The sequence below is a fragment of the Pelagirhabdus alkalitolerans genome (assembly GCF_900096905.1).
In the GTDB taxonomy this organism is placed as follows: Bacteria; Bacillota; Bacilli; order Bacillales; family Amphibacillaceae; genus Pelagirhabdus; species Pelagirhabdus alkalitolerans.
Genome location: NZ_FMYI01000002.1, coordinates 63,861 through 88,395, shown reverse-complemented (window position 1 = coordinate 88,395; position 24,535 = coordinate 63,861). Strand labels below are relative to the sequence as shown.

General features: G+C 36.2%; 23 protein-coding genes and 1 other annotated feature. All 23 genes read right to left on the bottom strand.

Annotated features, from left to right (window positions below):
* Nucleotides 1-70: 70 nt before the first annotated feature.
* A complete protein-coding gene (gene ileS / locus BLR62_RS02625; RefSeq protein ID WP_090792810.1) occupies nt 71-2,812 on the bottom strand; it encodes an isoleucine--tRNA ligase in 2,742 nt (913 codons plus the stop codon).
* 81 nt (nt 2,813-2,893) lie between these two features.
* Nucleotides 2,894-3,109: a binding site (T-box leader), on the bottom strand.
* A 71-nt stretch (nt 3,110-3,180) separates the two neighbouring features.
* Complete coding sequence (locus BLR62_RS02620) at nt 3,181-3,684, bottom strand: DivIVA domain-containing protein (protein WP_090792807.1); 504 nt, start codon at nt 3,682-3,684, stop codon at nt 3,181-3,183.
* An 85-nt stretch (nt 3,685-3,769) separates the two neighbouring features.
* Nucleotides 3,770-4,552 (bottom strand): YlmH family RNA-binding protein, encoded by a 783-nt coding sequence (locus BLR62_RS02615; protein ID WP_090792804.1) that lies wholly within the window; start codon nt 4,550-4,552, stop codon nt 3,770-3,772.
* A 17-nt stretch (nt 4,553-4,569) separates the two neighbouring features.
* Nucleotides 4,570-4,830 (bottom strand): YggT family protein, encoded by a 261-nt coding sequence (locus tag BLR62_RS02610; RefSeq protein ID WP_090792802.1) that lies wholly within the window; start codon nt 4,828-4,830, stop codon nt 4,570-4,572.
* Nucleotides 4,831-4,844: 14 nt separating this feature from the next.
* Nucleotides 4,845-5,282: a cell division protein SepF gene (locus tag BLR62_RS02605; RefSeq protein WP_090792799.1), complete on the bottom strand. Its 438-nt coding sequence runs from the start codon at nt 5,280-5,282 to the stop codon at nt 4,845-4,847.
* Nucleotides 5,283-5,293: 11 nt separating this feature from the next.
* Nucleotides 5,294-5,974, bottom strand: a complete 681-nt coding sequence (locus BLR62_RS02600) for a YggS family pyridoxal phosphate-dependent enzyme (RefSeq protein ID WP_090792797.1) — start codon at nt 5,972-5,974, stop codon at nt 5,294-5,296.
* A 14-nt stretch (nt 5,975-5,988) separates the two neighbouring features.
* A complete protein-coding gene (gene pgeF, locus BLR62_RS02595; protein WP_245719382.1) occupies nt 5,989-6,807 on the bottom strand; it encodes a peptidoglycan editing factor PgeF in 819 nt (272 codons plus the stop codon).
* Between the two features lie 31 nt (nt 6,808-6,838).
* Nucleotides 6,839-7,051: a YlmC/YmxH family sporulation protein gene (locus tag BLR62_RS02590; RefSeq protein WP_245719381.1), complete on the bottom strand. Its 213-nt coding sequence runs from the start codon at nt 7,049-7,051 to the stop codon at nt 6,839-6,841.
* Between the two features lie 111 nt (nt 7,052-7,162).
* The gene (gene sigG / locus BLR62_RS02585) at nt 7,163-7,954 is read right to left on the bottom strand and encodes an RNA polymerase sporulation sigma factor SigG (protein WP_090792789.1); all 792 of its coding nucleotides are present in this window, start codon (nt 7,952-7,954) and stop codon (nt 7,163-7,165) included.
* A gap of 83 nt (nt 7,955-8,037) precedes the next feature.
* Nucleotides 8,038-8,754 (bottom strand): RNA polymerase sporulation sigma factor SigE, encoded by a 717-nt coding sequence (gene sigE, locus BLR62_RS02580; RefSeq protein ID WP_090792786.1) that lies wholly within the window; start codon nt 8,752-8,754, stop codon nt 8,038-8,040.
* 24 nt (nt 8,755-8,778) lie between these two features.
* On the bottom strand, nt 8,779-9,696 hold the full coding sequence (spoIIGA, locus tag BLR62_RS02575; protein ID WP_090792783.1) for a sigma-E processing peptidase SpoIIGA: 918 nt from the start codon (nt 9,694-9,696) through the stop codon (nt 8,779-8,781).
* Between the two features lie 751 nt (nt 9,697-10,447).
* On the bottom strand, nt 10,448-11,575 hold the full coding sequence (gene ftsZ, locus BLR62_RS02570; RefSeq protein WP_090792781.1) for a cell division protein FtsZ: 1,128 nt from the start codon (nt 11,573-11,575) through the stop codon (nt 10,448-10,450).
* 67 nt (nt 11,576-11,642) lie between these two features.
* On the bottom strand, nt 11,643-12,935 hold the full coding sequence (gene ftsA / locus BLR62_RS02565) for a cell division protein FtsA (protein WP_090792779.1): 1,293 nt from the start codon (nt 12,933-12,935) through the stop codon (nt 11,643-11,645).
* A gap of 138 nt (nt 12,936-13,073) precedes the next feature.
* The gene (locus tag BLR62_RS02560) at nt 13,074-13,445 is read right to left on the bottom strand and encodes a small basic family protein (RefSeq protein ID WP_090792776.1); all 372 of its coding nucleotides are present in this window, start codon (nt 13,443-13,445) and stop codon (nt 13,074-13,076) included.
* 1 nt (nt 13,446) lies between these two features.
* Complete coding sequence (locus BLR62_RS02555) at nt 13,447-14,166, bottom strand: DUF881 domain-containing protein (RefSeq protein ID WP_090792774.1); 720 nt, start codon at nt 14,164-14,166, stop codon at nt 13,447-13,449.
* A gap of 13 nt (nt 14,167-14,179) precedes the next feature.
* Complete coding sequence (locus tag BLR62_RS02550) at nt 14,180-14,872, bottom strand: DUF881 domain-containing protein (protein ID WP_090792771.1); 693 nt, start codon at nt 14,870-14,872, stop codon at nt 14,180-14,182.
* Nucleotides 14,856-15,653 (bottom strand): cell division protein FtsQ/DivIB, encoded by a 798-nt coding sequence (locus tag BLR62_RS02545; protein ID WP_090792769.1) that lies wholly within the window; start codon nt 15,651-15,653, stop codon nt 14,856-14,858. Before BLR62_RS02545 ends, BLR62_RS02550 begins: the two co-directional genes overlap by 17 nt.
* A gap of 426 nt (nt 15,654-16,079) precedes the next feature.
* Nucleotides 16,080-17,183 carry a stage V sporulation protein E gene (gene spoVE / locus BLR62_RS02540; protein WP_176759194.1) on the bottom strand — a complete coding sequence of 368 codons (1,104 nt, stop codon included), beginning with the start codon at nt 17,181-17,183 and terminating at the stop codon, nt 16,080-16,082.
* A 13-nt stretch (nt 17,184-17,196) separates the two neighbouring features.
* Nucleotides 17,197-18,546, bottom strand: coding sequence for a UDP-N-acetylmuramoyl-L-alanine--D-glutamate ligase (gene murD / locus BLR62_RS02535; RefSeq protein WP_090792767.1), 1,350 nt, complete (start codon nt 18,544-18,546; stop codon nt 17,197-17,199).
* Complete coding sequence (gene mraY / locus BLR62_RS02530) at nt 18,547-19,530, bottom strand: phospho-N-acetylmuramoyl-pentapeptide-transferase (protein ID WP_090792763.1); 984 nt, start codon at nt 19,528-19,530, stop codon at nt 18,547-18,549. It lies immediately after the preceding gene.
* Nucleotides 19,531-19,561: 31 nt separating this feature from the next.
* Nucleotides 19,562-20,914 (bottom strand): UDP-N-acetylmuramoyl-tripeptide--D-alanyl-D-alanine ligase, encoded by a 1,353-nt coding sequence (locus BLR62_RS02525; RefSeq protein ID WP_090792762.1) that lies wholly within the window; start codon nt 20,912-20,914, stop codon nt 19,562-19,564.
* On the bottom strand, nt 20,911-22,410 hold the full coding sequence (locus tag BLR62_RS02520) for a UDP-N-acetylmuramoyl-L-alanyl-D-glutamate--2,6-diaminopimelate ligase (protein WP_245719380.1): 1,500 nt from the start codon (nt 22,408-22,410) through the stop codon (nt 20,911-20,913). The genes BLR62_RS02525 and BLR62_RS02520 overlap by 4 nt, the downstream gene beginning before the upstream one ends.
* 145 nt (nt 22,411-22,555) lie before the next feature.
* Complete coding sequence (locus BLR62_RS02515) at nt 22,556-24,478, bottom strand: stage V sporulation protein D (RefSeq protein WP_090792757.1); 1,923 nt, start codon at nt 24,476-24,478, stop codon at nt 22,556-22,558.
* Nucleotides 24,479-24,535 lie beyond the last annotated feature (57 nt).

Here is a 24,535-nt window from a genome sequence, read left to right as displayed (position 1 = left end):
TAACAATCCTTATCTTAACTAAAATGAAAACATTCAGGTGAGCATATCACCTGAATGTTTTGAATCAACCTTAATTAGATAGGATTGACGCACAACGTTTACATAGCGTTGGATGATGATCATCTTCTCCAACCGTTTCAGAAGCTACCCAGCAACGTTCGCACTTTTCTTCATCATATTTCTCAACTGCCACACTTACATGTTCATACGCTTTATGACCTTCTAAATGATCAACGACATCAACACGCGATACAATAAAGAGTTGATCTAAAGAATCGACCTCGTTTAATAATTGCTTCGCTTCAGTCGTTAACGGTGCAATCGTCAGTTTTGCTTCTAACGATTTACCGATCACTTTTTCAGCTCTTGCTTCTTCTAATGCTTTCAAAATATCATCACGGATGACAACAAATTGATCCCATTTTTCAATCAATTCATCTTGTCCTTCAATATCTCTAGGCTCTGGCATATCTGTTAATTGAACAAACTCTGCCTCTACATTCGGAATGTGTTGCCATACTTCCTCTGCTGTATGCGTTAATATTGGCGTTAACAATTGAACGAGCGTTTGAATCGCTTCATAATACACCGTTTGAATAGAACGGCGGCGTTGATTGTCCTTATTCTCAATATATAAAATATCTTTCGCATAATCTAAATAAAATGCACTGAGCTCTTTAGAAGCGAATTGATGGATCGTACTATAAACCGTAGAAAAGTCATACTCATCATATGCATTTAATACTTGTTTAACCACTTGTTGTAATTTAACAACCATATAGCGATCAATTTCATGTAGATCTTGATCTTTCACTTGATCATGAGCTGGATCAAAATCAGCTAGATTACCTAGTAGGAATCGGAACGTATTTCGAATCTTACGATAACCTTCGGCAATTTGCTTAATAATTTCATCAGACACTCTTACATCTGCCTGATAATCCACAGAAGCGACCCAAAGACGTAAAATATCGGCACCATATTGTTTCATAATTTTAGATGGTACAACAACATTTCCGACGGATTTACTCATTTTTCTTCCTTGTCCATCCAATGTAAAACCGTGACTTAAAATCATTTCATAAGGTGATTGACCTGTTACAGCTACGCCAGTCGAAATTGAAGAGTTAAACCAACCGCGGTACTGGTCAGATCCTTCTAAATATAAATCAGCCGGTCGATGAAGGTCTTCTCGCTCTTCTAAAACCGCTTGATGTGATGACCCTGAGTCAAACCAAACATCCATAATGTCCATTTCTTTTGTGAACTCATTATTCGGACTGTGGTCAGATGTAAAACCTTCTGGTAATAAGTCTTTCGTTTCCCATTCAAACCAAATGTTCGATCCGTGTTGACGGAATAGTTTAGCAACGTGTGAGATCGTCTCATCGGTAATAATTGGTGTCCGATCTTCACCATAGAATACAGGGATAGGTACACCCCATATACGTTGACGCGAAATACACCAATCTTCTCTGTCACGAACCATATTATAAAGACGCGTTTCGCCCCATTTGGGTTGCCATTTTATACGGTTTATTTCTGATAAAATATCTTCTTTGAACGCTTTAATCGATGCAAACCACTGATTCGTCGCTCGATAAATAACAGGCTTTTTCGTGCGCCAATCATGAGGATAAGCGTGTGTAATAAACTCGAGTTTTAACAGTGCTCCACTTTCTTCTAAAGCCTCTGTAATCTCTTTATTTGCTTTATCATAAAATACACCTTCAAATCCAGGTGCTTCGTCTGTAAAGACCCCTTTTTCATCAACAGGACATAGCACATCTAAACCATACTGTTTACCAACGACAAAGTCATCTTCACCATGACCAGGTGCTGTATGAACAAGTCCCGTTCCACCATCAATTGTGACATGATCACCTAAAATCACAAGCGATTCACGATCATATAATGGATGCTGTGCTACAAGATTTTCTGCTTCGTGCCCTTTAAATGTTTTGACAATGTTATAGTCTTCCCATTCTAGCGCTTCTTTAACATCATCAAGCAGCTCTTTTGCAATAATCACTTTCTGATTATTCGCCTCGACGACGATATAATCTAAATCAGCATGTAAAGCAATTGCAAGATTAGCTGGAATGGTCCAAGGTGTTGTTGTCCAAATTAAGAATTTTTCATCTCCATTTAGTAACCCTTTTCCATCTTTCACATCAAAACCAACATAAATAGAAGGTGAACGCTTATCTTGATATTCAATTTCCGCTTCTGCTAGTGCAGATTCAGAAGACGGTGACCAATAAACAGGTTTTAACCCTTTATAGATATAACCTTTTTTAGCCATTTCACCAAACACTTCAATTTGTGCCGCTTCATAATCTTTGTCTAACGTGACATAAGGATTTTCCCAATCGCCACGGACTCCGAGCTGTTTAAATTGTGTACGTTGGTTATCAAGCTGTTTCATGGCATAATCCGCACATTTTTGACGAAACTCAGCTGTAGACATTTTTTTACGATTGACTTTCTTTTTAGCTAAAGCTTGCTCAATAGGTAAACCATGCGTATCCCAACCAGGTACATATGGCGCATTAAATCCAGACATCGATTTATATTTAACAATAAAATCCTTTAAAATCTTATTTAATGCATGCCCCATGTGAAGGTCGCCATTGGCATACGGAGGGCCATCATGTAAGACGAAACGTTTTCGAGATTTTGTACGTTCCTGTACCTTCTGATAAAGTTGTTGTTCGTCCCAATCCTGTTGCATTTGAGGCTCTTTGTTCGGTAAATTACCTCGCATTGGGAAATCTGTCTTCGGCATGTGCAGTGTGTCTTTATAATCCATCATTTTGCCTCCTCTTTTATAATCGTACATTAGATCTATACATTTAAATTGTTTAAAAACAAAAAAACTCTCATCCCTATAAAAAGGGACGAGAGCCTCGCGTTACCACCCTAGTTAGTCACAAGTTGTGACTCACTCTTCATAGTCGTAACGTGACCGTAGACGTCCTAAATTACTCTTACGTTCATATAGGAAGCTTGAGGATGATCTTCAGCTTATTCATTTAACTAGGCTCACACCATTTCCTAGCTCGCTTTATAAATAGAATAAACTTACTCTTCCTCGCATTGCTTTTAATTATTTACTTTCAATCCTGTCTATAGAATTATATGTAATAAATACATCGACGTCAAGTCTCGATTGAAAGGTTATTGTTCTTCGTCTGTGTCTTCTTGTTCATCACCAAATTGAACATTCAATAGTTGATCCCAATCACCATTTTCGATCATTTCAAGTTGAGCTTCAACTAACATCTTCAAACGTGTTCTAAATACTTTACCTTGTTTTTTCAATTCTTCTACTTCAATCTCGATTCGACGTGATTTTTCCAATGCTTCATTGATAATTCGATCAGCGTTTTTCTCAGCTTCTCTTACAATCAACTTCGATTCTTTTGTCGCATTCCCTTTCACTTCTTCAGCAGTTTGTTGTGCAACTAGAATCGATTTATTTAATGTTTCTTCAATATTAGAAAAGTGACTTAATCTTTCTTGTAATTCTTCAACTTCACGTTTTAATTCTTTCTTTTCACGAATCACAATTTCATAATCTTTAATAACCTGATCAAGGAATTCATTTACTTCATCTTGATCATAACCTCTTAGTCCTCGAGTAAATTCTTTATTATGAATATCTAATGGTGTCAATGGCACAACGGCCACCTCCTAATCTAATAATCTAATCTTTACAATGCTACTCATTCGACAAATTGCATAAATAATCCTTTATTTTCTTTAATTATTTTAACAATATCCGATAACGAATACGCCATTTCTTTTTTTTCGTTTCTTTTAAAATGGTATCTAATTGACTTCGCCCTTTCCCCCTGAAACTAAGCAAATCACCTTGCGCAACGATAAAAGCAGGGTCTTCCACTTGTTTGAAATTCACTTTCACGCGACCTTTTTTTATAACATCTAACGCTTGGTTGCGCGATAATGAATAAAAATGCTTAACTAACACGTCCAGTCGCATTGAACTGACGGTGGTCTCATGAGATTTCCACTCATTTTGCAAAGGATAGTACTCATGAGGTTCAACTTCTTTAAATCGAACCGTTGCTTTTTTAATTGAAGTCAACTGCATCAAGATAAAATCACCGACATCTTCAGAAACAACAAGTTGGATGACACCATCATTTTGATCAACGACAATATCTCCAATTTTTTTACGTGTCAATCCTAGCGATAAAACAGAACCTAATACATCTCGATGTTCAATCGTAATAAATTTAGTAGCAAACGTCGCTTGCATAACCGTCATTGGAAATGTCTCTTCTGATGCATTGACATAGAATGGAGCGAGCATCGCTTGTTTTCGCTCAGATTCTTCAACACCACCCGAAAAGCTTAGAACGAATGACTCATCGTTCCCTATAATACTTTTAAAAATATGTTGTTCTCTCGGATCCAAAAAATCTGTAAAACGTGTCACATATTGTTCTTCTACTTGATCTTTCCAGTTGAGAATTTGATCAATAAACGGCTGCTCTTCTCGTCTAAAGTGTTGGTATATTTCCATAGCATCCACCCACTCAACTACAACATGTTAAATAATACGATCAAACCATTTCTAGCAAATCGTAACGTAATAAGCGCAACAATACCAGAAATATCGATCATCCCTAATGGGGGAATAATACTTCTAAACGGTTCTAAATATGGCTCGACTATTCTAGATAAAAATAAACCGATTGATGAATCTCGCGCCCCCGGAAACCATGACATTAATATATATCCTACAATAGCAAATTGGTATAACTCTACCAACGTAAGTGCTAAACTTTGAATCGATCCCATCTACTTACCACCTTTTAATAATCTTCCTCTTCTACCATTTGTGTAATATTTCCTGATATTTCAACGTTATCTGGTGTACATAAAAATGTATGCGGTCCTAATTTTTGAATTTCACCAGAAACAGCGTAGACCGTTCCACTTAAGAAATCAACAATTCTTTTTGCTTGTTCATAATCAACGCGTTGCAAGTTGATAACCACTGATCTTCTGCTTACGATGTGATCCGCAATTTCTTGTGTTTCATCATAAGACCTAGGTTCTGATAACACCACTTTGGCTTGGGCTTGTACAGACTTCAAACTGACAACATTTTTATTGTTTTTCTTTGATGAGCGTTGTCCGGTAGCCGCCAACTCTTCTTCTGTTTCATGTACATCATCTGAGGGTGCCTCTTCATAATATTCTTCATCTTCTACTGAAAACAACGTACGAAATTTGTTTTTTAGGCTCATCTTTTTTCACCTTACCTTTCTGGTTTGACAAGCTCAGAACCAATTCGAATATGCGTTGCACCTTCTTCAATAGCAATTGTGTAATCATTACTCATCCCCATTGATAAAAAATCACAAGGTGCATGGGATAAATCAAGTGCCTTCACATCATCTCTTAATTTTCTTAAATCCTTAAACGTTTGCCGCAATACGCTTTGATCATTTGTATAAGGGGCCATCGTCATTAAACCCACGATTTTAACGTTCGGATAGTGTTCCAGACTTTTTATAAATGGAATTGTATCTTCTGGAGTTTGTCCACTTTTTGATTCTTCTCCACTTACGTTCACTTGAACAAAGCAGTTAATAGGTTGTGATGCTCTTTTGTTAATTTCTTTAGCAACAGACGCACGATCGAGCGCATGAAAATAGTCTACATCATCTATAATCTTCTTTACTTTTCTCGATTGAAGTTCTCCTACATAATGCCAATTTATCGCATCAGAAGTGAGTGCTTCATGTTTCTTTTGAAATCCTTCCACACGGTTTTCGGCTAAATGATATAATCCTGAATGAAAAACTTCTTCAGTCTGCTCTATTGTAACATATTTTGTGACAGCTATCAGTGTGATTTCAGAACGATTTCGACTAGATCGCTTGCATGCTTCGTTTATGTTGGATTCAATTTCATTTAAGTTATCTAAGACAGACATTTGTTACCTCCTTATTAATAGCGCCCTATAAACCCTAGCATTCTTCCGGTATGTTGTTGATCTCGACGGTGTGAGTATAAATCATCTGCTTCATACGTACAAACTTGACTTTTATAAATATTATTTTCGGAAATACCCATGTCTATGAGTAGCCGTTCATTTAGAGCTTTTAAATCAAGTAGAGCATGATCTTTTTTATGAAATGTTAAACAATCCTCATGATATTTTTGAGGAATATTTCGATAGACATACTCATTGACTTCATAACGTTGTTTAGAGATCGAAGGACCTATGACAGCATTAATATTTATGGGATTTACTCCTTCTTCCGACATTTTTCGAATCATGGAGCCACCTATATTAGACACTGTCCCTTTCCATCCTGCATGAGCAAGTCCGATCCAACCCGTTACTGGATCGTGGAAATACAAGGGAACGCAATCAGCAAAAAAGCCAGCAAGTAATATACCGCTTTGATGTGTTAATAATCCATCGACTCCTTTAATAGCGGAGTCTATATCATAAACTCCTGCCTCTTTATCAACATCTGTCACAATCTTTACGTTGTTTGAATGGACTTGTTCCGATATAACCCAATTCTTCATAGGAAACTCTAAGTAATCTGCTAATTTCTCACGATTAGCTAAAACGTCTTGTTTTTCATCCCCAACATGCAAGCCCATATTAAATTGATCGTACGGCGACTTACTAAAACCATTTAAACGTGTTGTGATACCTGCTATCAATGGTGTAGATTCGTGTATTGGTTTTATTGTTAAATAACTCGAGTGCTCTCTTTTGAATGGTTCCATAAGACCTTCCTTTTTGATCATATTTTATCACATTTTTTGAGCTTTTTCTCTTTTACTTTACCAATATGACATCTTCACCTAATTGTACAATATCTGTCCACGCAATCAATACCTCATCATACTTTTGAAACCAAGAACGTTTCCAGATAATGAGTTGAGTAATTTGCCCTTTTTTAATATCGATTTCCAAATCTTTTATGTAACCAAATCGTTCACCTGTCCCAACTGAGACAACTTCTTTTGTTTGTAATTCGGAATACATCATCTCGTTCATCTCCTTTGTTTATAAATATGTCAAACAGTAGAAAACGATAACTTTATATATAAAACAAAAAAGCGAATGATCCACTAGCAAAACACTAGCGGATCATTCGTATTAGTTCAATTTATCTTGAAACATATCTGTTTTGATTTCTGCAATGGCCGACTTTTCAAGCCGCGAAACTTGCGCTTGTGAAATCCCTATTTCTTCTGCTACTTCCATTTGTGTCAAACCTTGAAAGAATCGCTTATTTATAATTAACTTCTCACGCGGTTTCAATTCTTTCATTCCATTTTTAATGGATAAGTGATCCAACCAATCATCTTCTTTTTCTGTTTTATCGCTGATTTGATCCATAATACAAATCGTTTCGCCTCCGTCATTGTAGATCGGTTCAAATAAGGAAACAGGATCTTGTATAGCATCGAGTGCGAAAATGACTTCAGCATTTGATAAACCCAACTCATCAGCAAGTTCTTGTGATGTCGGTTCTCTTAATGTCTTGTTTACCATTTTTTCTTTAGCTTTTAACGCTTTATATGCAATATCTCTTAAAGACCTGGAAACACGAATTGGATTATTATCACGTAAGTAGCGTCTAATTTCACCGATAATCATAGGGACAGCATAAGTTGAAAAACGTACATTTTGACTTAAGTCGAAATTATCAATTGATTTCATTAAACCAATACATCCGACTTGAAATAAATCATCTCCGTATTCACCACGATTAGAAAAACGTTGAATAATACTTAACACCAACCTCAAATTCCCATTAACAAGTGTTTCACGTGCAGTTAAGTCACCTGATTGAAGTGCCATAAAAAGTTTTTTCATTTCATCATTTTTTAAAACGGGAAGTTTAGATGTATCAACACCACATATTTCGACTTTTTGCCTGACCATGTATGACCCTCCTGTGTTGTCCATTCACAGTCAGTATCACCATTGGCAAATGAATTAATCCCGGTAATAATTACCTTGACTTATTAAACCATTTTTTGAAAGCTTTTCTGTAATCGCCTTATAATCTTCTTTTCCAATCTTGAAATATAGGATTGAGATATACCAAGAAGTTCGGCTACATCTTTCTGTGTCATTTCAGCTTGTCCGACTAACCCAAACCTCAATTCCATTATTTGTTTTTCGCGTTCATTTAACTCATTTAACGCTTTTTTTAGTAACGTTTTGTCAACCGTTTTTTCAATGTCCTTTTCAATAATATCATGTTCTGTTCCTAATATATCAGATAATAATAGTTCATTTCCGTCCCAATCAACATTCAACGGCTCATCAAATGAAACTTCCGATTTTAGTTTATTTGTTTTTCTTAAATACATCAAAATTTCATTCTCTATACACCTGGAAGCATAAGTTGCCAACTTTATCTTTTTTTCTAAATTAAATGTATTAACAGCCTTAATTAAACCAATGGTTCCAATACTGATCAGATCTTCAATATTTATTTTTGTATTCTCGAACTTCTTAGCGATATAAACAACTAGCCTCAAGTTACGTTCGATTAGCATTGCTTTAGCTGCTTGATTTCCTTCAGGTAATTTGATGAGCAATTGGTATTCTTCTTCTTTTGACAGCGGAGGTGGTAGCGCCTCATTTCCACCTATGTAATAAATGCCTTTAGGTTTAAAACCTAACTTAATCATAAATTTTTGAAGCCAATTTCTAAATTTTGTCCACATAATCATTATGAATCTCCTTTAGCACATTAGTTATGAAACAAGACACATCTGGTTGAGCATCACAGGACTAACTAAACAATGATAATGGTTTTTACTCGTAAATGTTGTAAATTGTAATCCAATAAAAACTTTTTGAAGTCCAATGGCACCATTGTCTGTATTCATGATGAATCGATCGGGTTTAAAAGCCAATATTAATCCGTGTTTTTCTTTTAATCCTTTAAACGGAATGAGATGAAATTTGTTTTTTAGCTCCTCTGGCAATTGATCAACGTTAAAATTATCTTGAATCGTTTTTAAGACTGCCTGTTCTTGTTCTGTAAAGAGCTGTTCAATGATAAATAGGTCAATAATCGCTACTGGTGTTTTACTAATTGGATCAACTAAATGATTTGCCGTATCAACAAAGCCTTCCGTTGTAACGCATTGATTATTAAATTCAATTTGACACATGATACATTGGTTTAAATCAAGATCTTTTAAGGAACGATCATCAATGACACGTTTAGTGTACATCCAAGTCACAGGAAACAACGTTATAACAAATAACCAGCTAATAGGTGTTCCGTATCCAGTTGAATCTGTCACAAGTGTTGCATTCTCCATCGTAAAGGAATAGTCAAAGAAAAAATGTAAACTTATCAACACACCTCCAAGTGAGAATGTAATAAAGTAAAAGAGCCCCCATAATTTAATCAGTTGTTTAAATGATGTTTTTAAAAATGTCACCATAAGAATAATTATTGAATAGATGAGTTTACCTACTGGGGTTAAAAGGAATGCGTCTGGATAATAGATCACAACAAAAACGAGCAATGATGCAAAAAAAGAACCTATTATTAAACGAATTCTAGACACATGGTGCCTTGCGAAATGAGCCGTAAGTTGCAAGATCATAAAATCAAATAAAAAATTTAATAGCCAAATGAGATCAAGATAGAGTTTCAAGATTTAAAGGCCTCATTTCAATATTGAATTGAATTAACTTAAGTTTAAGTTAAAGGAGGAAAAAAGTCTGTCAGAGTCTGCTAGTATCACACAATAATTTTGTTGGATTCATTGTAAAAATGTCTAAAATAAAGTGTCTGGGACAAAACAAAAGTGATAATCTTAAAACACATACGATTCGATCAAAAGATCATCGCAATCTGAAACAGTCCCATGCTATTCAATCAGAAATTTAAACATTTTGATTCCACTTAGTGGTTTGTTGTAAAGAGGTATGTGTCCGACCACACGCTTGCCGAGGGCGTCTCGTAGTCAACACACATTGATTAAATGTGTGTGATCATCTTTTGGTTAGGGTTTGTTTAAATCAACAAAATCTAATTAAGAAGAAGAGGGGTCTTACGTGGAATTGTTGAGAATACTTTACCACAATATAACGGCATGTGTTCTATTTAGGTTAACGTGTGATGATACGCTGTGAAAAAAGTACGAAATGAAAATTCGGTGTGAGAAGCGCCTTTTCTTGCCTCAGTTAGCTGAAATCGTGCCCATGGCAAGTGAACCACCCATCACACGTCATATAGACCATGATTAAAAGGCAATAACTTTCCCATCGTTTTCTGCAAGGGGCGCATCCATTCCAAATTGCTATCAGATATATAAAAAATAGCCGGACTAAAATAGTTAAAGTACTATCTTAGTCCGGCTATTATATTGACTTATTTACTTTTGTATTAGACTCTTTTTTTATTTACCTTCTTCTGTTTCGATTTCTTAAGAATGTTGGAATATCTAAAGTGTCCTCTTCTTGACGATAACCAGGCTCGCTTGCTGGCTCTTGAGATGCGTCATTTAGAGGTGTCTCTTTCGTAGCCGCCTGCTGATTAATGGTGCTTGGTCGTTTTCTTTCGGGCTGATTTGGAGCAGATTCATCAAATCCAGTCGCAATAACGGTGACGACAATCTCCTCTTTTAATTCTTCATTAATAACAGAACCGAAAATTACGTTAACTTCCTGATCCGCTGCTGAGGTAACAATATCTGCTGCCTCTTGCACTTCGAATAAACTTAAATTGGCACCGCCTGTGATATTCATGAGAACACCACGAGCACCATCGATCGATGTTTCAAGGAGCGGGGACGATATCGCTTTTTTAGCGGCCTCTGTTGCTCGATTCTCGCCAGAAGCAACACCAATTCCCATTAAAGCTGATCCTTTATCTACCATTATTGTTTTAACATCGGCAAAGTCAACGTTAATTAAACCAGGTGTAGCAATTAAGTCAGAGATACCTTGAACACCTTGACGTAAGACATTATCTGCTTCTCTAAACGCTTCTAACATCGGTGTGTTTTTATCAATGATTTCAAGCAAGCGATCATTCGGAATGACAATCAACGTATCAACGTTTTCTTTTAAGCCGTCAATACCATTAACTGCCTGAGTTGAACGTTTACGCCCTTCAAACATAAAGGGTCTCGTCACAACACCCACAGTTAGTGCGCCAATTTCTTTTGCAACTTGAGCAATAACAGGTGCGGCACCAGTACCTGTTCCCCCACCCATACCGGCTGTCACGAAAATCATATCAGCACCTTCTAGTGCTTCTTCTAATTGCTCTTTACTTTCTTCAGCAGCTTTGCGACCAACTTCGGGATTCGCACCAGCTCCAAGTCCTCGCGTTAATTTCGTACCTAATTGAATCTTCACTTCTGCCTTTGATAAATTCAAAGCTTGTGCATCTGTATTGACAGCTATAAATTCTACTCCTTGAACGCCATGTTCAATCATTCGGTTTACAGCATTATTTCCGCCACCACCGACACCGATGACTTTAATCGTTGCTAATTCATCTAATTCTGTATCAAACTCTAACATGTAACTTCCTCCTATACTTAACAATAATAACGAAAGCATCCATTCAATGATCAATACTCATTTTTAATTAATCAAAGAAATACTTAAACAAATTCGCTACACTCGATTCTTTCTTTTGTTTAGGCGCTGCTTTTTTCTCTTTTTTAGGTTTTAATTTGTCCGATTTTTTAACCATCTTTTCTGTTTTTGGCGCTGATTCTGTGACAGAGTCACCTAATACTTTGCCTTGTATCTTTGCATTTTTGTGCGCAAATTTCAAAATACCCACACCAGATGTGAATTGTGGTTCTCTTACACCAATGTAATCTGGAATGGCCACGCGTACATTTGCATAATACATCTCTTGTGCTAATTCTAAAGCACCTGGTGTTCTCATGCAACCACCGGTTAACACAAAGCCACCTGGTAATTCACCATACCCCATTTTTTTAATCTCTCTTGCTGCATATGTATAAATTTCTTCCATACGAGCTTCAATAATATCTGCTAATTCTAATTGGTTAAATGTATACACTTGATCACTGCCAATAACAGACACATCAAACGTCTCCTCTTCCATTGCTTCAGGATAATAAGAGTGACCATGCTCAACTTTAACTTTCTCAGCTTCCTCGGTACTAATTTTTAGTCCAATGGCGATATCTTTTGTTATATTATCTCCACCTAATGGAATCACACTTGTTGCAACTAAATGTGAGTTTTCAAAGACAGAAACCGTTGTTGAACCACCACCAACGTCAATTAAAGCGACACCTAATTCCTTTTCATCACTCGATAACGCGATAGCTCCTGATGCTAGAGGTTGCAAGGAAATGTCAATCACCTCTAAACCAGCACCTTCAACACATTTCAAAATATTATGTAACATTGTTCTTGCACATGTAATAATCGTGCCTTCCATTTCTAGACGGACACCAATCATTCCTCTTGGATCGGTAATTTCATCTAATCCATCTACAATAAATTGCTTGGGAATAACATCAATAATCTCACGTTCTGGTGGAATTGAAATGACCTGTGCTGCATCAATGACACGCTTAACATCTTCATCACCAATTTCTCGATCATCACTTGCCACAGCCACGATTCCTTGACACGACTGCAAATCAATATGATTACCATTAATGCCGACAATGACGCGGTCAATACTCATATTAACCATGCGCTCAGCTTCTTCTACCGCTGCTTTAATTGATTGTACTGTCTCATCAATATCTACAATAGCACCTTTTTTCATTCCATTTGATTTAGCTGTTCCGACACCAATTATATTCAAAGAATCTTTTTGAACTTCTCCAATTACAACCTTAATTTTTGATGTACCTATATCTAGACTGACTAATCGCTCACTGTTGTTCAAAATGAAGGCACCTCCTAAACAATCCATAATCTATTTTTATAATAACTACTTCTTCACCCTAGTATACCATTAATTTGTGTGTCTATTAATACTATATTTACATTTAAGTGAATATTTACACCATTCTACATCAAATAACTAATTTCCTGCATTTTTTATCCTTTTCTTACGTTTTTCTTGATAATAATTGAATAAATGATGTCGAATGATGGAAAGATTATTAAATAATCTTAAACCAAAAGCGACAACAGCAGCTAAATATAAGTCTACCCCCAACTGATCCCCGATAAATGTAATGATCACAGCTAACGTTATATTAAAGAAAAAACCCGTTAAAAAATTATGTGGATCAAATTCATTATTTAAGTATCCTTTAATTCCACCGATAAGCGTATCGAGTGCTGCTAAAATAGCAATCGATAGATAACTAGCAAAATGCTCCGGAACAGATACATCTGTTAAAAAACCAAGTCCTATTCCTAATAGTAAAAACAATAATGGTAACCACATATTAACTCTCTCCTAGATCAGCTTCTTCATTCACAGAAATATAATCAAAGTCGATTTCTTCAGCATATGCTGGCAAAGTGACATGATTTTCTTTAGTAATATCTAACGTGACATTATGCATAGCAAACTCATCTTTAGATGGGCTTACCTCCATATAATTATATAAACGATCTACATCCTCGCCAGTTACTTTAATCGTAACAGGTAAATTAGGTAATGGACGTTGATTCATATAGATTCGATCATCAACTTCACGAATGGCTGTGTAATTCATCAATCTTTCCTCACCAATTGCAATCGCATTTGCACCATATGCATTCAATTCATTAATTAAACGATGCAAAAGTTCAGGTGTTATGTTCGGGAAACCATTTTCGGGATCTTCAGTTGAATAATTAGGCTTAAGTTCAATTTTTATACCTTCTGATTCAATCTGTGTTAAACCAGCTTCTTTTTCAAGTTGTTGTACAGATTGATTTAATGTTTCGATTTGATCTTGAGTTGAATTTGATTCATAATCCAAAAACGAAAGTCTTAATTCATTCAACTCTGATTGAAGTCTTTGCTGCAATTCTTGCTGTTCTTCCAAATCAGACCTTAACTCCCACATATCTCTTGTCTGTCTAATGTCCTCTTCATCAGATGTCTGAAAAAAAATAACAGTCAAAAAACCGATTGAAAACAGGACTAAAGCAAAAATTAATTGTGTTTTTATAGACATTGATCACTCACCACTATCTTAATTTTGAGTTCATGTTAATTTGTTCTCTTGCTCCAACTTCAACTTCTATTTGTTCATTGACAAGTTGATCGATTACACCTCGATCTAATTCCATACTTTCCCTTAATGTATTCGGATTACCAATTGCCTCAATTTCAAATGGTGCAGGGTATTGTTGATTATCAACTGAAATAACCGGGCCTGTACATACAATATGTGAATCGTGATAAATACGTTGACCATTAATTGCAATGGCTTCGGCTCCAGCACTATATAATTCGTTAATAACCAATTGAACATGACGATCATGCACAATATAATCATCAATGCTTTCTTCTGAAGGTACATACTCTTGGTCTTTTAATGTAATAAAGATACCCGGCCCTTCAATTGGAAGTTCACCGTTTAAGGCTTGCAAATCAATTTTTTCCTGAACAGTATCTTTAATCTCTTCTTCGGAGCTAACCAGTTCATTCTCAAATTGTAAAATATCTGCCCTTACTTCATTAATTTCTTGTTGAAGGTCTTGATTCTGCTTTTCGAAATCAATCAATTGTTGAGTATAATAAAATGTTCGTTCCCAATCCGGATCAACATCTTCTTGTTCAAACACAAATGCTTTTGTATTTTGAAAACTAGCCGCAATTAAAAAGCCGAATGTGAATAATACTAGTGATAATATCGCTCGCTTACTCTTCATCTTCATTTTCTGTTTCATCCTCTGTTTGATCATAGTCATCCGTGTATCGATTAAATACAGCGCCACCTTCACCAATTTCTATAATACCTTGCTCATCATGGTCGAGTTGAGCGGTGATGGATGGATAACTACTCATATTGTTACTAAAGTTACGAATACTTGTCTCAACTTCAAAACCATCGTTCATTAATAATTTTAAAATATATGGGTTTGATTCCGTTGCATTGTAGTGGATTTCAGAGATATGACGCATCACTGAGGGTGATAGTGAAGAAAGCTCTTCTAACAACAAATCTAAATATTGATTTTCCTGAAAATCATATAATAAAGGAGCATCTCCCCGCCAATCGACAAGTCGAATAGCAGCTAATGTTGTACCATTTTCTAATAATGGGTAAAAGAATTCACCGCGATTCATATAAGCAACCTTATCCAATTCTTCAATCTCAATTTCAATGTGGTTCGGAAATCGACGACTAACCTGTGCAGAATCCACTTCCTCTAAACTTGCAATCGTGTGTTCTACTTCCTCTGTCGATATCGCCCAAATATTATCTTCTTCAGATAAATGACTTTCTGTTACAATTCGGTCGGGATTTATGTATTCATAGCCGGAAACATTGATTTCATCAATATAACTCAACGGAGATTGTAAATAAAGAACTATTGAAATTAAAAAGAAAAAAAGAACGATATAAAAAATCAAACGCCGATTAGTCTTTTTTCGCCGTGCTTCTTTTAATTTTGGGATTCGATCTTCAATCGAGACAACCTTCTCTTCTTTCATCATTGTTTCTTCCTTTTTTATTTATAGTATTTAGCTCTTATGTACGTTTCATAGAGTTAACTAAAGTATAGCATAATTATCTCTTAAATTATGGTAAATTGCATGAGTCTATCGGTTGAATTTGAAGAATTAACTAAAAAGAGTCTGGGACAAAGCAAAAATGAATACCTTAAAAACACAATCCATTCGATCAAAAGGGCATCGCAATCTGAAACAGACTTAACTTTTAGCTCACGTGGCCTCAGCTAACTTTAGAAGCAAAACTCGCTTCTAAAGTGGATCTTCTCACTCGTGCTCTTCCCGCAAGAAACTCGTCCATTTCAGGATGCATTGAAATATGTAAACAAATAGCCGGGCAAAAAATAGTAAAAATACTATTTTTTGCCCGGCTATTACATTGACTTATTTACTTTTATCTCAGACTCTTTAAGCTCGACTAATATTTAAAACGATGCCCATAGATGCGAGGAGTAGTGTCAGTGAAGATCCTCCATAACTCAAAAAAGGCAGTGTAATGCCAGTGACTGGAATTAAACCGATGACAACGCTAATATTTATCATCACTTGTATCGCAATCATAGCAGTGATCCCAGAGACGACTAATGATGCAAATGGGTCTGTAGCAAAAAAGGCAATTCGAACTAAACGATAAATCAACAATACGAATAGACAGATAATAAAGGCTGCACCTATAAAACCAAACTCTTCTGAAACAATGGAAAAAATAAAATCATTATGCGGCTCAGGTAAATAAAAATATTTTTGCAAACTTTGATTAAAACCAACGCCGAATAATCCGCCGGGACCTATGGCATACAAAGACTGTATAATTTGAAAGCCACTCCCTAAAGGATCTTCCCAAGGATTCAAAAAAGCTGTAATTCGATTTATTCGGTATGGAGCAGATAAAATTAGTAAGATAAGTCCGATGACACCAAGAGTTATGAGCCCTACAAAATAGGACACTTTAGCGCCAGCGATAAAAAGTAAAATCAGAGACGACATAACTAGAACCATACCTGTTCCTAAATCGGGTTGAAGCATTATTAAACCAAAGCATATAACAATCAACAAAACTAATGGCAAAAATGACTTAAAAAAGTGATCAAGTTGAATCTTTCTTTTAGTAATGAGTCGTGCCAAGTACATAATTAAACTCAATTTGATAAATTCAGCAGGTTGAATACTAAAAGCACCTACTCCAATCCAACTTCTTGCCCCACCTCGCACGAGACCAACACCTGGTATTACGACAGCTATAACAAGTAGTAAGCTAACTAAAAATAGTGGTCTCGCGAGTGATTTGTACACATGGTAAGGTATAAATGAGAGTATGTACATTAAAATGAAGCCGAATGATGCAAATAACAACTGACGTTTAGCAAAATAAAACCCATCATTAAATCGGTGTATAGCCCAAACTGAAGAAGCACTATACACCATTAGGATGCCAATTATAATAAGCAAACTAATAATAACAAACAAAAACCAATCAAATGATTTATAAGTCCGCACAGCATACACTTCCATTCATGTGTAACCTTTATAAAAGTGTATGCACAACGTTTGAAAACATGTCCCCTCGATCCTCAAATGTTTTAAACTGATCCCAACTTGCACAAGCTGGCGATAGCAAGATGACATCTCCTTGATTCGAATCATTATAGGCTTTATGCGTCATTTCAACCAAGTCTTCACCCGTCTTTATCGTTTGAATATTAGCTTTTTGCGCAGTACTCGCTAGCTTATCTTTTGTTTCACCATATAAATAAATGCCTTCTACGTTGTCTAAATAAGGTATCAATTCGTCAAATCCGTTTCCACGATCTAAACCACCTGCAATTAATCGAATCGGCTGATCAAATGCTGATAAAGCTTTTGAAGTCGCAAAAGAATTTGTTGCCTTAGAATCATTATAAAAGAGACGATTATTGAGTTCTCTTATAAACTGTAATCGATATGTAACACCATTAAATGATGTAAGAGACGCCTGAATACCTTCTTTTGTCGCCCCCATCATCAATGTAGCTGCAATACTCGCTAATACATTTTCTAAGTTGTGATCACCGACAAGACGAATTTGATCTTTATCAATAATAGGCTCACTTCTATAAAAAATGGTATGATCATTCATCCACACACCATTTTCAAGCTTCTCTTTGCGACTGAATGGAATCTTTCTAGATAGAGCGTTCTCTGCAAGTGCCTTCACTCTTTTATCATCAGCATTATAAACTAAATAATCATTCGTCGTTTGATTTTTGAAAATAGCGGCTTTAGCAGCTCGATAGTTATCAAAATCACCATGATAATCTAAATGCGATTCGAATAAGTTTAAAAGAATGCTTACTTTAGGTTTGAATTGGTTAATTCCCATAAGCTGAAATGAAGACAATTCAAGTACCAACGATTGATCTTTCTCTAAATGTTGAGCAACTTCAATCGCTACTTGACCAATATTTCCAGCTAACTGAGCATCTTGTTTACTTTTGATTAAGATATCATGAGCAAGTGTTGACGTCGTTGTCTTCCCGTTTGAACCTGTAATGGCAAGAACAGGTTGTTCGATCAGATAGTAAAGACACTCAATTTCTGTCCATATCGGAATATCTCGCTCCAAGATAGACTGAACGAATGGAACATGATAAGGGATTCCTGGATTTTTTACAACTAAATCACATGTCTCTAATAAATGATCAGGGTGGCTACCAATATATAATTCAATTCCTCTATCTTTTAATTCTAATAAATCAGGGCTGTTGGGATCGGCCTGTAAATCCGTTGCAACAACTTCAATTTGATTATCATTTAGTACTTTACACGTTGCTGTACCGCTCTTAGCTAAACCTAGGACAAGCACGCGTTTATATGGGAAGTTTTTTAATCGATTCATTTATATCCACACCTCTAATAGAAAGCCTATTACAGCAAGTATTAACCCCATTGCCCAAAATGTCGTAACAACACGCCACTCAGACCAACCTTTAAGTTCAAAGTGGTGATGAATGGGACTCATCAAGAATACACGTTTACCTCGTAATTTATAAGAAACAACTTGAATCATAACAGACAATGTTTCAATAACAAAAACACCACCTATAATAACTAACAGGACTTCAAGCTTTAAAATGATGGCAACAGCCGATAATGCTGCTCCCAATGCTAAAGAACCAGTATCGCCCATAAACACTTTTGCAGGATGTGCATTAAACATAAGAAAGCCTAATAAAGCACCGACAACACTAAAACTAAAAATAGCGACTTCCATATTAGATGATACAATCGTTGCTAGAAGACCAAATGCGAAAAAGGCAAACAAAGCGATACCAGAAACAAGCCCATCTAGACCATCGGTTAAATTCACAGCATTACTTGTTCCAACAATCATCAGAATCACTAATAATGGGTAAAACAAGCTTAAGTCTACCGCTAATGAAGTTGCTGGGAGTGTAATAGTCGTATTTACTCCCTGGATTAACATTAATAAATAAAAAATAACGGCAATAAGTAGCTGACCTATTAACTTTTGTTTAGAGGTTAATCCTAAATTTCGCTTCAATACAACTTTAATAAAATCATCTAAGAAACCAAGCACACCATAACCGACTAGTACTAAAAGTAAAAGTAGCATATCGATGCTAAAACGATCAGTACTATATCGCACCATCATAAACAGAGAAACGATGACGATACTTAAGATGATCATAACGCCACCCATTGTGGGTGTACCGGTCTTTTTCATATGAGACTTCGGACCTTCTTCTCGGATGCTCTGTCCGAATTTCAATCGTTTTAAAAACGGAATAAACACAGGTGAGGCTAAAACTGTGATCAAAAATGCCACCATAACCGATAATAATAGTAAATACTCATTCATTTAAAAATCCTCCTAAATCTTACCCTAACATTTAACTTTTTTCGTTCATTAATTGAGCAATGACCTTTTCAAGTGCCATGCCCCTCGAAGCCTTAAATAAAATAAGGTTTCCTTTTTGATCATGCTCTTTCAAGAAGTTAACTAACTCCTCAGGGGTTGAAGCGTGTGTAGATTGAACTCTACTATGTTCAGAAATTAAAGACGCTAATGGACCAATCGTATAAATACAATCAATCTCAGATGGAATCCATGAGCCCAGTTCAACGTGATAATCTTTTTCATTTTCTCCTAATTCAAACATATCACCTAATACAGCGACCTTTTTCTCATAACCCGTGAATAACTTGACGGCATCAATAGCTCCCTTCATAGATGTAGGAGAAGCATTATATGCATCATTTATTAATGTCGCACCATTTTTCGATAATAATTGCTCAAAGCGCATACCTGTTTGTTCAAGATTCATTAAATCTTCATACATATCTTTATGCGTTAGGTTTAAATGATAACCAAGTGCAATAGCATAACTTGCATTTTTGGCGTGGTGTTTACCTACTAATGGTATTTGATAGTCCTGTTCACCATTTAACATAAAATGAGTGCCAGCCGGCATCACTTCATTTAAGGTTACTTCATAATCATTTCGCACACTAAATCCTACTTTAATCGTTCTGAAATTGTATTCTTGATTCAATAATGGCTCATCGCCATCAATGATTAATACACCATCCGGATGAAGTGAGGACAGTATTTCCAATTTTGCCTTTGCAATTCCTTCTCTTGATCCTAAATTTTCAATATGTGATTCGCCTATATTCGTTACAATAGCAACATCAGGTTTGGCAATGTCTGATAATCGTTCAATCTCATTAAAATGATTCATACCCATCTCTAAAATTAAGACATCTGTTTTTTCTTCCATTTGTAAAATGGTTAGCGGCAAACCGATATGATTGTTGAAATTTCCTTTAGTTGCATGTGTATTAAACGCTGATTGACAAACGTTTTTCACCAAATCTTTTGTTGTTGTTTTACCATTTGACCCCGTAATAGCTACTACGGTTGGATCGATTAGATCTCGATACGCAGTGGCCAATGTTTGCAATCCCATAAGTGTATCATCCACGAATAGAATCGGAAAGTTAGTTGGTAAATCATCCGGGAGTGGATAATCACGTTGCCACATACTTGCAACAGCACCTTTTTCAATGGCTGTTTTTATGTAGTCGTGCCCATTAAAGTGATCACCGACGATTGGAATGAATAGTTGATCGGTTAATTCCATACGCGTATCAGTCCCAACACCACGGATGATTAAATCTTCACTTAACGTTTGTTCATTAAATGTGAACAATCCTTTAAGAAATTGACCAGTCAGTTTCATGAAGACACCTCGCTTGAAGAATGTTCTCCTCTACCTTTAATCGCATTTTCTGCCACTTTATAGTCATTAAAAGGCAACGTCTTATCACCTATTATTTGATACGTCTCATGTCCTTTTCCAGCAATCAACACAACGTCGGTCTCTTTTGCCATTCCAACAGCTCTTTCGATTGCAACTTGTCGGTCAACTTCTACTTCGTATCGATCAGATGACATCCCTTTTTCCATATCAGCAATAATTTGCATCGGATCTTCAGAACGCGGGTTATCAGCAGTGAATATTGAATGATTTGCATATTTTTCTCCAACTGTTGCCATTAAAGGTCGTTTCGTTTTATCACGATCTCCTCCACAACCTACTACCAAATAGATGGATCCTTTAGCAAATTGCTTAATTGTAGATAAAACATTTTCTAATGAATCAGGTGTGTGTGCATAATCGATGACAACACCAAATCCATGCTCTCCTTTGACCGGTTCAAAACGCCCTGGTACACCTTTTGTTTGATTAAATCCACGTTGAATAGTTTCTAAAGAAACACCAGATGCTTCAGCAGCAGCTGCTGCCGCTAGCATATTGTAAACATTGAAACGCCCCATTAAAGGACTATTAATTTGAACAGTTCCACTTATTGTTGTTAATTTAAATGACGTGCCATTAGCATCTAAGTTTATATCCTCAGCATAGACATCCGCTTCATTTGTTAAACCGTAACGAATAATGGGTTGGCTGGATGCACTTGCAAATGATTGATGATGCGGATCATCACAATTAACGATGGCTCTTTTAGGCACTAGCGTGCTATAGCGATTACCAAGCTGGTAAAAGAGACGCATTTTGGCACGCAAGTAATCTTCCATTGTTTCGTGAAAATCCAAATGATCTTGTGTTAAGTTTGTGAAAATAGCAATATCAAAATCACAACCATTAACTCTTCCAAGCTCTAATGCGTGTGAAGAGACTTCCATTAAAACATGATCAATCTGATGATCTACCATTTCTTTAAAATGCCGATGAAGATATGACGGTTCAGGCGTTGTATTGGCTATAGGATAAACATTTTGATCAATTTTCATTTGTATTGTACCTAAAACACCTGTTTTCTTCTTTTCTAACTGGAATAATTCATCTAGTAAATAAGTGATCGATGTCTTTCCATTTGTACCGGTTACACCAATCAAGTGAAAATCATTAGATGGGAAATCATAGAAATAACTTGATAAGTAACTTAATATTTCGCTTGTATCTTTAACATACACTTTTGTCGCTCTTTCATCGCTAACTGGTTTATGAGCAATAATCGCCACAGCTCCATTATTAATTGCTTGTTCAGTATATTGGTGACCATCTACAGTATAGCCATCAATACAAACAAACAAATCACCAGGCAATACATCTCTAGAATCCACTTTTATTGCCTGGATCATGACGTTATCTTCACCAATTAATTCATATTTGTAAGGGAAATATTTAAGAATCTCTGATAAAATTTTCATCATTCAGCCTCTTTCACTCAATATATTCTAGCTCAAAAAATCGACACTCAACTCATGGAGTGTCGAATCTAGTTGATGCTCTCTATCATCATAAACTCAGAACTATTATAACAAAAAATAGGGCTGGTGGCACGAATTAGAACAATTATTTATGGCCTCTCAACAAACGAATTGTCTCACCCGCAGGGACTTTTGTGCCAGAATCAGGTGACTGGTCAATAATAAAGTCCCCTTCACCAGATAAATCCGTTGATAAATTTAGGTAATAAGAATGAAGCTTATCCACCCTCTCCCCAATAAAATCTGGAACTTCAACTAAAGGTTCTTCAGGCCACTGATAATCTTTTTCTAAGCCGTCACTTTGCTTTTGTACACCTAGTGATTGAAGGCTATCATGAATGATACGACCAACAATTGGTGCAGCAACAACACCACCGAATTGAACTGTATCTTTAGGATTATCGACCGCTACATAAACAACAATCTCAGGCTGATTTGCAGGGGCAAATCCTATAAATGAGACAATGTGATTATTTTCAAGGTATCGACCATCACTTCCTACTTTTTGAGCAGTTCCCGTTTTCCCACCTACACGATAACCTTCAACAAAGGCAGCTCGACCAGTCCCATTAGCCACAACTGACTCTAAAGCCTCAGCCACTTGCAAGGATGTATCATTCGATATAACACTCTTTTTTAGTTGTGGTTTATTTTCTTCGATTGTTTTATTAGTAATCGGATCGAGCCATTCTTGAACAATATATGGTTGATAAAGTTTACCCCCATTGACAGCTGCCGATACAGCCATAACTTGTTGAATAGGTGTTACTGAAATCCCTTGACCAAACGCAGTCGTTGCCAACTCAACCTCTCCCAATTGAGAAGGGGCAAATAAAATCCCAGTTGATTCCCCAAGTAAATCGACGCCTGTCTTTTTACCAAAACCAAAGTCATCGATATAATGATTTAACTCATCAGCACCCAATCCTTGGCCGAGTTTAACAAAGCCTGGGTTACACGAATTCTCCACAACTTCTAAATAACTTTGATCACCGTGCCCGCCTCGTTTCCAACAACGTAACTTAGCTCCAGCCACATCAATAGAGCCTTTATCATAAAAAGAGTCTTCATGAAGATCAACAATTTGTTCTTCTAAAGCCGCTGCAAGTGTAACAATCTTAAATGTTGATCCCGGTTCATAGGTGCTCCAAATAGGAAAATTACGATCATAAATAGACGCATCCACTTCTTTATAATGATTAGGGTCAAAAGATGGGCGCGATCCCATACCTAATATAGCACCCGTGTTAGGATTAACTGCTAATCCCCATGCGCCATCAGGTTGATACGTATCCATTGCTTGATCTAACTCTCTTTCAAGAATTTTTTGGACGTCTAAGTCAATGGTCAATCTTAAATGCTCACCATCAATTGGTGGTTTATACAAATCCGATTGATGATCAATCCGCTTCCCTTTAGCATCTGAATAAAATGATAAATGACCTTGTTCACCTCTTAGTCTTTCATCATAAACAGCTTCAATTCCAATGAGCCCTTGATTATCGATGCCACTAAAACCTAACACATGCGCTAATAATTCTGAGTGGGGGTAATGCCTTTTACTATCCTCAGCTAAATAAATTCCTGGTAAATTTAAATTTTGAATCGCAATTGCTTGTTCATCTGTTAATTTTCTACCTTCTTGGAACCTGACCATACTTGTATCGCGCTTCATGTATTGTTCCAAGTCACCTACATTCATATTTAGAATAGGCGCTAATTTTTCAGCGGTTTTTACTGTATCATTAAGTTGCCTTGGTACAATAATAAGAGTCGGCGCGGATACATTTTTGACAATGACTTCATTATTTGTATCGTAAATAATCCCTCGACTAGCCTCAAATGGTATATTACGTGTCCACGATTCAGTTGCCAATTCCTCTAAAGCATCAAACTTAAAAAATTGAACATAAAACAATCTCATCATAATAACCATAAAGATAGATATTACACACAAAAAAACAGTGACCACTCTTTTTTTAATCGTCAACATTGAATGATAGCCCATTCGTACATTCACACCCTTTAGTATGCTTGTACTTATTTATATGACGATAACAAAAAT